We start from the raw sequence: 11804 nt of genomic DNA, 5'->3' as shown, positions 1-11804 counted from the left end.
TTTCCCCACCGGAGGGGACGACAACGGTCTTGCCGTCAATGAACCTCGATATCCTGCTGGCGTCAATTACAGGATCCGCCCCATTGCCGGCCCTTATTGCCAGGGCAAGCTCCGCACGGCTCAGGGGTTTCAGGTCAAGGGGGCTTCCCGAATGAAAATAATCCCTCTGGCGCATAAAAACGGCGTTCAAAATCTCATGGGTGATCCGGTTTCTGGTAGTTATGAGCCTCAACTTCCGCATCAGGGCCATGCCCCCTTCTTTCTCAAGGAGGCGGGGATCGCCGTTGAACAGATACTCCTTCCCAAAACCGGGGTGACGGTAGCGGACGGTGAAATACCGGGCGCGTCCGATAATTCCGACAGCGTCACGGCTCACTCCGTCACGGGACGCGGCCTTTTCGGCTCCCGCAAGCCGTCGGGCAACAATAGCGCCCTTTTCAAACAGGGCATTGAAAAGGGGAGCTCCTTCAGCTTCATCTATAAACTTTTCAAATCCGGCAGGGGAGAGCTTCAGAAATTTAGCGAGTATGATCTTGCCGATAAGCTCGGCCTGGCGCCTGTCATGTTTATATGAAAACCCTTCAGCCTTCAGCCTTCAGCCTTCCACCTATCCCCACCGTAAAATAGAAGGTCGCCCCTTTGCCCCTTTCCGATTCCACCCGGACCGAACCGCCATGAATCTCAGCAATCCTTTCCACGGTGGCAAGGCCTATGCCCGTCCCCTTCGTGTCTACCTCCTTCAGCCTCTGGAATATCTGGAATATCTTTTGATGATATTCCGGATCGATGCCGATGCCGTTGTCCTTTACGTAAAATTCGTGGAACCTGTCCGTCTTTTTGCACCCAACCTCGATCACCGGACTTTCAGTATCTCCCATATATTTGATGCTGTTCTGGATCAGGTTCTCGAAGACCTGAAATATTCTCGTTTTTTCGCAATGGATGACGGGAAGGCAGTCCGACACATTCACCTTTATGCCGGTTTTTTCCAACTGTGGGCCGAAAACACTCAGGACGTCTCTGATTATCTCCGCTGAAGGGACATCCTCAAAAGCACCGGCCACCCTGCCGATCCTCGAAAGCTCAAGAAGATCGTCAATGAGAATCTCCATCTGTCTAATATTGGCCTGGATACGCGCCAGGTATCTTTTTCCCGTGTCGGGAAGGACGTCCTGAAAATCGGAAAGGAGAATCGAGGAGAAGCCCTGAACTGAGACGATAGGCGCCCTCAGGTCATGGGATATGGTATAGACAAAGCTCTCCAGCTCCTTGTTCTTTTTGCGTATCTCCTCCGCCAGCCTTGCCCTTTCGGTGACGTCTTCTATGACCAGGATGATATCTTCTTCTTCTTCTTCTTCTTCTGCACGGCGGATACCACTTGCCGTGATGTTCAGGATCTTGTCCGGGTGATCCGAGGAGGCGTGTTTTACCCCATAGAGCCGGCGAGGCTCCCCGGTCTCCATCACCTCATCAAAGGCCTGAAGGAGCCCCCCTTCTTTCAGGAGATCGCCGGGGAACACCTCTTTGATGTTTTTCCCTACCACATCCTCGTCCCCGATCCCCCTTGTTTCCCGATACGTCCGGTTGACCGATTTTATGTTCAGCTTTTCATCCAGCACCAGGAGTGAGGATGGGATGCTGGCCACGATCTTTTCGCTGTACTCCTTGAGGTGTATGATCTCCGCCCTTGCCTGTTCACGCTCCGTAATATCCCTGACCGTGACGATAAGGCCGATAACGGCGCCTTCCTGATCCATTAGGGGGGAGGTGCTGATACGGCAGATCCTGATCGCGCCCTCTTTTGTCTTGACTTCCATGTTGTAGCCCTGCCGGATCTTTTCCCGGATAGATTTTTCAAACCTTCTTCCACGATGCTTTTCGGTCAGGATGGTCAGGAAGCGCTTTCCCAGGAGTTCGTCGGGCGTGTATCCATAATCCTCGATCCTGGGATTGAGATAGGTGAAATTACCATTTATATCAATGGTATAGATGAGATCATTGGCGCTCTCTAAGAGATTCCGGAGATAGTCCCTCGATTCCTTTATTTCCTCTGCGAGTCCGACTTCTCTTGCCAGCGATTCAATCCGCCGCCGGTCAAGGCCCAGGATGTACAGGAGGCCAGAGAGTATTGTCGCTATGATGAACGCCATCGTGAGCAGGGTATTTTCGAAATTCTTCCTGCTCATTAGCGTGACTTCCGCTGCGGGAATCACCAGAGCAACTGAATATTGCCTGCCGCCAAGGTAAAAGGGGGCATAGGCTATGAGCTTTTCGATTTCCCCCTTTTGCCCGTTGTGCCAGCCACTGATATACACATCGGTCCCTGACTCCCCCCTCATCATCTTTTCCCGCATAATCCTGTCTATCTCTTCAAAAGAGATGCCGGGAGCCCTTTCTTCCCTGACGGCAAAGGCGTTAAAGCCTATGAACTCCTTTATCGGGTGTGAGACAAATATCCCTCTATCATCTATTATCCAGCAGTAGTCCGTTCTTTTTGCCCCCATCGTCTCGACACGTATGCTCTTCTCAAGCATTGAGACAAAATCTATACTCGCGCCTAATACACCGGTAAATTTACCATTATCATAAAGTGGAACAACGATGAAAATCGTATTGAAACGGCCTTCAATGTCCACGTATTTTTCGCCGCCGGCAAGGAGCATCCCGGATATATATGGCCTGCCCGTCCTTTTGACCTCCCTGAAGTATTCCCTGAAGCTGAAATCTTTCCCTGTCACACCTTTCAGCTTATCCTCCGGAGTGCAGTGCGTGAGGATTCCCCTGTCATCCAGGCGGAAGAGGAGGTTTATGTTTTTTTCTTTCAGATCGCCATAGAACATCTTCATGTCAGCCAGACATTTTTTGTCCTCTTTTATTATTGAGGATACCTGCGAGACTGCCACCAGCTTGTGTCCGACGCCATCCACGGCCAGTTCCGCCTCACGGCCTATCAGTATGGCCAGGGTCAACTGGTGTTCGCTGAAACTCGCCACTATGTCGGCCTCAACCTGAAGGTGATTTCTGTAAATAATCAGAGATCCCGCGGCTGTCAGCAGCAGGGCGGCAATACAGATTATGGATGTTCTTTTCATTTGCAAAAACTCCTGTTGAGGTTGTTAGGTTGAAGGTAGAAGGCTGAAGGAAAATAGACTGAAGGCTGTTTATAGGTTGTTTAGGCTGAAGACTGAAGGCTATTAGGAAAAAACCTTCTACCTTCTACCTTCCACCTTCAGTCTTCTACCTTCAGTCTTCTACCTTCAGTCTTCTACCTTCAGTCTTCTACCTTCAGTCTTCAGCCTTCCACCTTCCACCTATCTTTTTTTACGGCGCTTAAAAACGCCTCCACCACCTCAGGGTCGAACTGTGTGCCGGCATGCTTTTTGATCTCATCCACAGCATCTTCAAAGGGCATGGCGGGATGGTAAGATCGGACGTTTGTCATTGCCTCAAAGGAATCGGCTACGGCCAGTATCCGGGCGCCCAGATCAATCTCATCGCCTTTTATACCCTGGGGATAACCCTTTCCGTCAAAACGCTCGTGGTGCTGATGGACAATGGGCAAAAGCTCTCCGAGAAACGCCGCGGGTCTGAGTATCTTCACGCCGCATTCGCAATGAGTTTGAACCTCTTTTCTTTCTTCACCGGTCAGAGAGCCGTTTTTGAGGAGAATTTCTTTGTCTATCGCAATCTTTCCGATATCGTGAAGCAGTCCCGCTGTTCGGATGCGCTCTGCTTCTCCAGAAGACAAATTCATTTCTTTTGCGATGGCAAAAGCATACTTTGACACCATCTCGGAATGACCGCTGGTGTAGCTGTCTTTCGTCTCAATTACAGAAATCAACACCGCGAGAGTATCAAGATATTTTTGCTCAATATTTTCCCTCAATTCCACATTTTCTCTGTCTGTCCTGTGACTCTCCCAGGCTTTTATTGCCACTACGGGCAGCACTGTGAGATAACCGCCCGTTTTGACAATATAATCATACGCCCCCATTTTTATCGCCTCGGCGGCGACCGCCTCGTTCCCATGGCCCGTTACCATGATCACTGGTATATCGTAACCAGCCTTATTGATTTTCCCCAGAGTCTCCATGCCGTCAATCCCCGGGAGACTGTAATCCAGCAGGATTAAATCGAATTTGGAGTCATCGGCGAGTCTTTCCAGACAATCATATCCCGATTCCACCCACACAACTTCGCCTCCCTCCTTTGCACGCATCAATGCCCCCCTGGCCAGTTCAGCATGATCGGGATTGTCCTCAACCAGAAGAATCCTGAGAGATTTCATAAACTGCCTTCTTTTTTGTTTGAATCTTGTTAACTACTCACGTAGTCAGGCTGAAGCTATTTAGACTGAAGGCTGAAGGGGTCAGAAGAGCGCGATTGCGGTGCTTTGGCGGAGAAACACCTGCCCGCCATCGCGAGCTCAGGCGAGCGGGGTAGATTCTTGTGCCAGACATGGCTTCAAAATTCGCAGTATCCCCGCTTTTTCCTAACAGTCTTCAGCCTTCAGTCTATCCACCTTAGTAGTTACAAGTCTTCTTAAGACAGTTTCAATTAACATATAACCCTTTTAAATACAATCGAAAATAAGGGTTCACCGCAGAGAACGCCGAGTGACGTAGGGTCGGGTTTTATACCCGACCGTTTTCGGTGGCATGTAAAATACCACCCTACTTTTTAAATACCCGCGTTGAAATATTCTTCCTCGTTCCCACGCTCCTGCGTGGGAACCGAGAAAAAACTGTGAACCTTGAACCTGACAATCTGAGTAGTTACGCACGGACAAACGAGTTTGTCCATGCCACCCGCCTGCATTCAGGTTGGTTAGGTAGAAGGCTGAAGGAAAATAGGCTGAAGGCTGTTTATAGGTTGTTTAGGCTGAAGACTGAAGGCTATTAGGAAAAAACCTTCTACCTTCAACCTTCAGTCTTCAGCCTTCAGCCTTCAGCCTTCTACCTTCTACCTTCCGCCTTCAGCCTAAACACCCGCGTTGAAATATTATCGCCATCCGTTATTATTGTAACCGCCCCGTTCCTATCCGTCCTAAAAATCTTCGAGCCGATTGTTTTGTATCTTTCCAGCACGTCCGGATAGGGGTGGCGGAAGATATTTGCGCCGCAGCTAAAGACAACAATTTCAGGGCGAACCATTTCAAGAAACGGGGGCGTACTTGATGTAAATCCCCCGTGGTGGGGAGCCATAAGGACATCGCTTTTGAGATCAACGTTGGCGCTTACAAGACGTGACTCGGTTGGTTCTGATATATCTGCCGGCAAGAGGAAACTTACCTTTCCAAACGTGAGTTTCATGACCAGGGAATTATTATTGACAACATCGAATTTCTGAATGGAGTCCCCATATTTTATGATAGGGTTTTCCGGGTTTAATATTTTTATGGTAACCGTGCCAATTCTTTTTTCGGGTGTATCCTTGCTGACAACCCTGTGAGCTATTCCCCTTTTTTCTATTATTTCAGCAAACTTTTTATAAGGCCTGGTGTCTGCGGTCTCACCATTTGACCAGACCTCCCTTACGTTGAAATTGTCCAGGATATATATCAGGCCGTTTAAGTGATCCGACTGGGGATGGGTAAGGACGACGATGTCCACTTTCTTTATCCTCTCATGCCATAAAAATGGAGCAACAACGTATCTGCCGACATCAAAGCTTTCGTCGTAGAAACCTCCGCCATCAACAAGCATCTTTGTACCTTCCGGAAATTCAATGAGTGTAGAGCTTCCCTGTCCTACATCTATAAATGTTGTCTTGAGGTGTCCTGTGTTTGCCCCTTTTGTCTGGAGGTAGATCCCGTCTGCGACAAAGAATATAATGAGAAGAACAAAAGCGATTTTGAGAGCCATAAATCCCCCCATGCCCCCCTTTACAAAAGGGGGGGTGCAAGAGGTGAGCACCTTTACTAAAGGGGGGTCAATAGGTGTCCCCCCCTTTTTTAAAGGGGGGTTAGGGGGGATTTTCCCCTTTGAAAAAATGGAGTTGTGACTATTATTTTCATTCCAGAGATCTATCAGCTTTACTGTCGTTATCAGCAGGAGATAATAGGCGGTGATTTCTATCAGGGTCGGTGTGGTGATAAAAAATGATGAGAAGGGCAATGTTGCTAAAAAATTAACGATCGAGATGGAAACACCGACAAAAAAAGAGGAAATCTTTATTAATAGAGTCGCAAGTAAAGTAGATATCGGGGAGGTTACTATAGTTGCCATGCCGAGCGGAAGGATGACAAAACCTATAATCGGTATTATCAGGATATTTGAAAAGAGGGTGATTGTTGATATTCTGTTAAAATAAAAAGCAATCAGCGGGATAGTGCCGAGCATCGCGCTGAGTGATGTGACAATGAGAAAAAATATACTTAATCGAGCTTTTTTAAGGCGGGATTTTTCATCAGGGTTTCCTTTGGGAATCAGAGAAGACAACCGTGGAGCTATAAACAGAATAGCTGCAACCGCGGTAAAGGAAAGCTGAAAGGAAACATCAAAGAGTGAACCAGGTGAAATGACAAGTATTACGAATGCTGCAAGTGCCAGGGTATTAAATAATTCTCTCTCCTTGCCGCAGAGTATTGCAATCAGAAAGGTTAGTATCATTATGGTGGCTCTTACCGTTGAGATGCCGAAACCCGCGATGAATGCGTAAATAATTACAGGAATAAAGGCAAAAAGAGCCGAAACCTTGAGGATGTTAAATCTTAAAAGGAGATATTCCGAAGATTTCATAATGAATCTGACAATAATAATTGAGAGGAATGCTATTATCCCGATGTGAAGCCCTGATATTGCCAGTACATGGGACATTCCGGTTCGGTTAAAATTTTCCTGGATATCTTTTGGAATTTCTTTCTTCTCTCCGAGGATCAATGCCTGCAAGACTTTACTCTCGGGATAGGGCGAGGCCTTATCGATAAGTTTTCTAAGGCTGGTCCTGAATTTTTCAAGTTTTACTTTAAATAAATTTCCCCGGTTTTCCCTGACAACCACGATGCTTAACGGATTATCTATGGATCCCCGAACCCGGATGTCCCTGTAACCGAGGTATTTTTCATAATCAAAACCACCGGGATTGTTGAAATTATGTGGTATCTTAAGCCGGGTTTTAACCCGTATCAGATCACCATATTTGAGCAATCTTTGACCACCCTTCACAGAAAGCAATATCTTTCCTTCAACCGGAACGATTATGCCGCCCCTTATAACCTTGTTTGTTGCAACGACCAGATTAATCCTGTCATGTGATACCACAGGATTTTGTGAGATTATCCCTTCGATTGTAACTTTATCTTTGCTGTTAGCGTAGTTGCATATATTCACAGGTGTGGGATCAGGATAAAGAAAGAGGTTTATGTTGAGAATGCCGAGGAAGAAAAGCGATATCAAAAGACAACTCATTGTAAGGTTTTTTCGCTTTTTGATAGTTGCAAGCAGAAGGATAAAAAGGGATATTAAAAGAAATGTCGTTACGGGCAGGTTAGGCAAGTAAGTGAAATTACCAACGATTATTCCAGCCGTCAGAAAAACAAGTAAGGGAATTAATGGTCGTCGCATGGTATTTTTAAATGGATTTAATTTTTGAAGTATTATAGCATTAATATCAAATATGTACAGGTGGCTGTTCTACCCTAAAATAGACATTGACCCTTCCAACACAGTAGGACAGGCGTCCCGCCTGTCCACAATGGTGAATCGCCGTAGACAGCCGAGACGGCTGTCCTACGGGATGGGGAGGACAGTCTTTATTTTATATGTCTATTTTTGACAAGTTCGCAAACAGTCTTTTTCTGTCACCCAAAATCATGTCCTGAACTTGTTTCAGGATCATTCAGGGTCTCTAACTTGCTGAAATAATTAGATGCTGAAACAAGTTCAGCATGACAAAGAGCACACTTTCGACTTTTTACGAGATTGTCATTTTTGGGTTCTATCATCATCCCGTTATATAAAGGTGACAGCGTTATTATGAAAAGTAATTTTATGGACATAAGATTCCGGTGGTTGATGTTTCTCAGGGTTGTAATGGTTACCTTTTTACTCGGTATTGCAGCCTTTATCCAGCTTAAGGGAACAGAATCACTGCCCGGAGCATCTCTCACGTCTGTTTACATTATTATATTATTAACCTATTTTCTCTCCTTTTTATATCTTTTACTCATAAAGACTATCGAAAGTCTCGAATGGAATATATATGTGCAGAGCCTTGCCGATGTTACACTTATAACCGGCCTTGTGTATGTAACGGGTGGAATCGAGAGTGTTTACTCTATTTTTTATCCTCTGGTTATCATGTACTCAGTATTGTTTCTGCCGAGACAAGGGGTTATTATTCTTGCCTCTGCCGGCGCTATACTCTACGGTACACTCCTCGATCTGGAATATTATGGATTTATCCACCCGATATATCCTTTCAACTTTGACTACAATTACAGCGCAGGGTATGTGTTTTCGAGGATTTTTACCCATATTGTATCCTTTTATATCGTTGCATTTCTGGCGAGCTTCGCTGTTAAGCAGGAAAAGAAAGTCAGAAAGCTCCTGGCGGAAAAAGAGAGCGCCTTTGATCAACTTGACCTGTTACACAAAAGCATAATCGAATCTGTAGATACGGGGATATTAACGATTGACCATCAGGAAAACATAAAATCTTTTAACAGAGGAGCGGAAGAAATTACCAACCTTTCATATTCTGAAGTTATAAATAAAAGAATTGACAGTATTTTCCCTAACTTTCCCGCAACAGCAAATAATATAAACAATGCAAATAGTCAGGAGAGCGCTGTAAACAGATTTGAAATGGAAGTCTCGGGTAAAATACTGGGTTGTTCTATTTCTCCACTTATTGACAGCAGTAGCGAAAAAATCGGAAAGATTCTAATCTTTCGGGACCTGACAACCATTAGAGAGATGGAGCGTCAAGTTGAAAAAAACAGAAGACTTGCCCTTGTCGGTGAGATGGCGGCAAGTCTTACCCACGAAATCAGAAATCCTCTCGCATCAATCGGAGGATCCATTCAGGTGCTGGCAAGAGACCTTGATCTGGGTGAAACCGATAGAAGGCTCATGCAAATTATCCTGAGGGGAAAGGATCAACTTGAAAACTTTATGAAAAGCTTTCTTCTTCTGGCACGACCGAATCCGGCTGAGCGTGAGGATGTTGATATTGAGGTTATCTTAGATGACGTTCTTGAATCTCTTAGCCACAGTCCTGATTGGTATCAAGACATTGAAGTAACCAGAGATTCATGTAGTCAGGCAATCGTTTATGGAAGTATGACAGAGCTAAGGCAGGCGATCTGGAACCTGATTTTGAATGCCCTTCAATCGATGTCGGAGGGGGGTAAACTGAAAATAAGCACCAGAACAGTTTCTGTTGATGAAAATAATCCCCCCATCCACCCTTTAGTAAAGGATATAAGCACCCACATCCTCTCTTTAGTAAAGGATATAAGCACCCACACCCCCCCCTTAGTAAAGGGTATAAGCACCCACATCCCCCCTTTAGTAAAGGGGGGCAAGGGGGGATTAGAATACCTCGAAATACGAATAAGCGATAGCGGTCATGGAATCGAAGAAAAAGATTTTGATAAGGTGTTTGAACCCTTTTACACGACAAAGGAAAAAGGAACGGGACTTGGGCTGGCGATAGTAAACAAGATTGTGGAAAATCATCAGGGAAAAATCAGGATCGAAAGTAAACCAGGGGAAGGAACATCCTGTATGGTTTTGCTGCCGCGAGGCAGGCAGTAAGGAGTACGGAGTGAGCAGTGGGGAGTAGGGAGTAGGGAGCAAGAAGGGCGGCATGGACAAACCATGTGCCGGACCTTGATCCGGTATTGTTTGTCCGTGCAAACAAACTTAACAGTCTCGTAAAAAGTCTTTTTTTGTCACCCAAAATCATGTCCTGAACTTGTTTCAGGATCATTCAGGGTCTCTAACTTACTGAAATAAATAGATGCTGAAACAAGTGAGATCCTGAAACGAGTTCAGGATGACAAATGATGCAATTTATGACTTTTTACGAACTTGGTTGTCCGTTAAAAATTTAGAAGGGTGGCAGGAGAGGCAAATGGCAAAGATTCTTGTCGTGGATGATGACAGAGGAATGAGAGAATTTCTTGATATAATGTTGACGAGAGAAGGATACGATGTCAAGAGTGCCGGTGACGGGAAAGAAGCGCTAAATCTCTGCAGGAACCATACATTCGATCTGGTAATCACCGACTTGAAGATGCCTAAAGTAGGCGGGATCGACTTTTTAAAGGGCATTAAGGAAATATCTCCAGAGACCATGGTTATTCTAATTACCGCCTATGCCTCAGGAGAAACTGCCGTTGCCGCAATGAAGGAAGGGGCATACGATTATCTTGAGAAAAACTTTGATGTCGAAGAGTTCAAAGATACAATTAGTGACGCGTTGAAGAAGAAAGGTGTCAAAAAGGAAGATGCACTCTTCATGAAAAGTGTGGAAGATGCCGTAAGTTTCGGAAATCTGATAGGGAAGAGCAGGGAGATGCTCGAGGTCTATTCGCTCATCAAGAAGGTGGCGGGTACTACGGCAAATGTCCTTATTACGGGTGAGAGTGGAACAGGAAAGGAACTTGTGGCCAGAGCTATTCATGATAACAGTCCCAGGAAAAATATACCGCTTGTTGTCATAAACTGCGGCGGAATACCTGAAAACCTTCTGGAGAGCGAACTGTTCGGGCACATGAAAGGGTCTTTTACCGGTGCTTATTCCGATAAAGCCGGCCTTTTCGAGAATGCCGGTGGTGGAACTATCTTCCTCGATGAAATTGCCGAACTCCCCCCCGTTCTTCAGGTAAAACTTCTGAGAGTCGTTCAGGAAAAGACGTTCAGAAGGGTAGGGGGCCAGAAGGACATCAAGGTGGATGTAAGAATTATATCTGCAACAAATAAAAATCTGGAGCAGAATGTTAAAGACGGCAGTTTCAGGGAAGACCTCTATTACCGGCTCAACGTAATTCTCATAAATATTCCGCCTCTGAGGGAGAGGAAGGAAGACATCCCCGTTTTGACTAAATATTTTATCGAGAAATATTCTAAAGAATTTGGGAAAGAGATTAAAAAGATATCCTCCTATGCGATGGAACTTCTGATGGAATACAGATTTCCCGGCAATGTCAGGGAGCTCGAAAACATCATTGAAAGAAGCGTCACTCTTGAGACATCCAATATTATCCTGCCGGAGAACCTTGTCCTTTCAGAAAACAGCAGACCTGACTGGGACACCGCTCTGGATGCCGACTTCCCTGACGACGGCATAAATCTAAATGATGAGATCGCAAGGATCGAAAAGAAGTTCATAGAAAAAGCGCTACAGAAGGCTGAAGGTTCAAAGACGAAAGCCGCAAAATATCTCAACATAAGCCTTGATTCCCTGAATTACAGAATTGAGAAACTGGACATAAAATAGCAGGTAAATCCCACCAAAATGACTCTGTCGGGCGAGACGCCCGACCCACCACGGGGGTAGAACAGGCGTCTCGCTCGACCCACCACGTAGGACAGGCGGCTCGCCTGTCTCTTTCTCATTCCCACGCTCCTGCGTGGGAACGTATAATTCCCCGCCCTCCCGTTGGACATGTTTCTGCTCTTGACGTGCCCGCACATCACTGTTATCATGATGTGTAAATGTTGTAATCATGGAGGTATCTATTGTGATACGCACACAGATTCAAATTGAAGATCAACAGGCGGAGTGGTTGAAGGCTACGGCAAAGGAAAGGGGGGTGTCCATTTCCCAGTTGATACGGGACAGCATTAACTTCT

At 45.8% G+C, this 11804-nt stretch carries 7 protein-coding genes; 3 read left to right on the top strand and 4 right to left on the bottom strand.

All coding sequences use genetic code 11. The annotated features are described in order from the left end of the window. Window positions 1–151 precede the first annotated feature (151 nt). Complete coding sequence (locus tag Q7J27_04445; protein ID MDO9528393.1) at window positions 152–574, top strand: hypothetical protein; 423 nt, start codon at window positions 152–154, stop codon at window positions 572–574. 7 nt (window positions 575–581) lie between these two features. Here Q7J27_04445 and Q7J27_04440 read toward each other — a convergent pair whose 3' ends face one another. The 4 genes from Q7J27_04440 to Q7J27_04425 form a co-directional block, all read right to left on the bottom strand. Next, the gene (locus Q7J27_04440) at window positions 582–3092 is read right to left on the bottom strand and encodes a PAS domain S-box protein (GenBank protein ID MDO9528392.1); all 2511 of its coding nucleotides are present in this window, start codon (window positions 3090–3092) and stop codon (window positions 582–584) included. 200 nt (window positions 3093–3292) lie between these two features. Continuing rightward, the gene (locus Q7J27_04435; GenBank protein MDO9528391.1) at window positions 3293–4288 is read right to left on the bottom strand and encodes a response regulator; all 996 of its coding nucleotides are present in this window, start codon (window positions 4286–4288) and stop codon (window positions 3293–3295) included. Between the two features lie 392 nt (window positions 4289–4680). Beyond that, window positions 4681–4803: a hypothetical protein gene (locus Q7J27_04430; GenBank protein ID MDO9528390.1), complete on the bottom strand. Its 123-nt coding sequence runs from the start codon at window positions 4801–4803 to the stop codon at window positions 4681–4683. A 152-nt stretch (window positions 4804–4955) separates the two neighbouring features. Beyond that, the gene (locus tag Q7J27_04425) at window positions 4956–7565 is read right to left on the bottom strand and encodes a ComEC/Rec2 family competence protein (GenBank protein MDO9528389.1); all 2610 of its coding nucleotides are present in this window, start codon (window positions 7563–7565) and stop codon (window positions 4956–4958) included. 411 nt (window positions 7566–7976) lie between these two features. Between Q7J27_04425 and Q7J27_04420 the strand changes: the two genes are divergently transcribed. Both Q7J27_04420 and Q7J27_04415 read left to right on the top strand, forming a co-directional pair. Continuing rightward, a complete protein-coding gene (locus Q7J27_04420; protein ID MDO9528388.1) occupies window positions 7977–9761 on the top strand; it encodes an ATP-binding protein in 1785 nt (594 codons plus the stop codon). Between the two features lie 319 nt (window positions 9762–10080). After that, window positions 10081–11448, top strand: a complete 1368-nt coding sequence (locus Q7J27_04415) for a sigma-54 dependent transcriptional regulator (GenBank protein ID MDO9528387.1) — start codon at window positions 10081–10083, stop codon at window positions 11446–11448. Window positions 11449–11804: the final 356 nt, after the last annotated feature.

The sequence above is a fragment of the Syntrophales bacterium genome (genome assembly GCA_030655775.1).
In the GTDB taxonomy this organism is placed as follows: Bacteria; Desulfobacterota; Syntrophia; order Syntrophales; family JADFWA01; genus JAUSPI01.
Note: the sequence above shows the minus strand (reverse complement) of the source record. Positions and strands in the feature narration are given on the sequence as shown.

Excerpts from the sequence above, each read along its gene's own strand:
- Q7J27_04445 (MDO9528393.1), top strand. The coding sequence starts at position 152 with ATGAAAATAATCCCTCTGGCGCATAAAAACGGCGTTCAAAATCTCATG.
- Q7J27_04440 (MDO9528392.1), bottom strand. The coding sequence starts at position 3,092 with ATGAAAAGAACATCCATAATCTGTATTGCCGCCCTGCTGCTGACAGCC.
- Q7J27_04435 (MDO9528391.1), bottom strand. The coding sequence starts at position 4,288 with ATGAAATCTCTCAGGATTCTTCTGGTTGAGGACAATCCCGATCATGCT.
- Q7J27_04430 (MDO9528390.1), bottom strand. The coding sequence starts at position 4,803 with ATGGACAAACTCGTTTGTCCGTGCGTAACTACTCAGATTGTCAGGTTC.
- Q7J27_04425 (MDO9528389.1), bottom strand. The coding sequence starts at position 7,565 with ATGCGACGACCATTAATTCCCTTACTTGTTTTTCTGACGGCTGGAATA.
- Q7J27_04420 (MDO9528388.1), top strand. The coding sequence starts at position 7,977 with ATGAAAAGTAATTTTATGGACATAAGATTCCGGTGGTTGATGTTTCTC.
- Q7J27_04415 (MDO9528387.1), top strand. The coding sequence starts at position 10,081 with ATGGCAAAGATTCTTGTCGTGGATGATGACAGAGGAATGAGAGAATTT.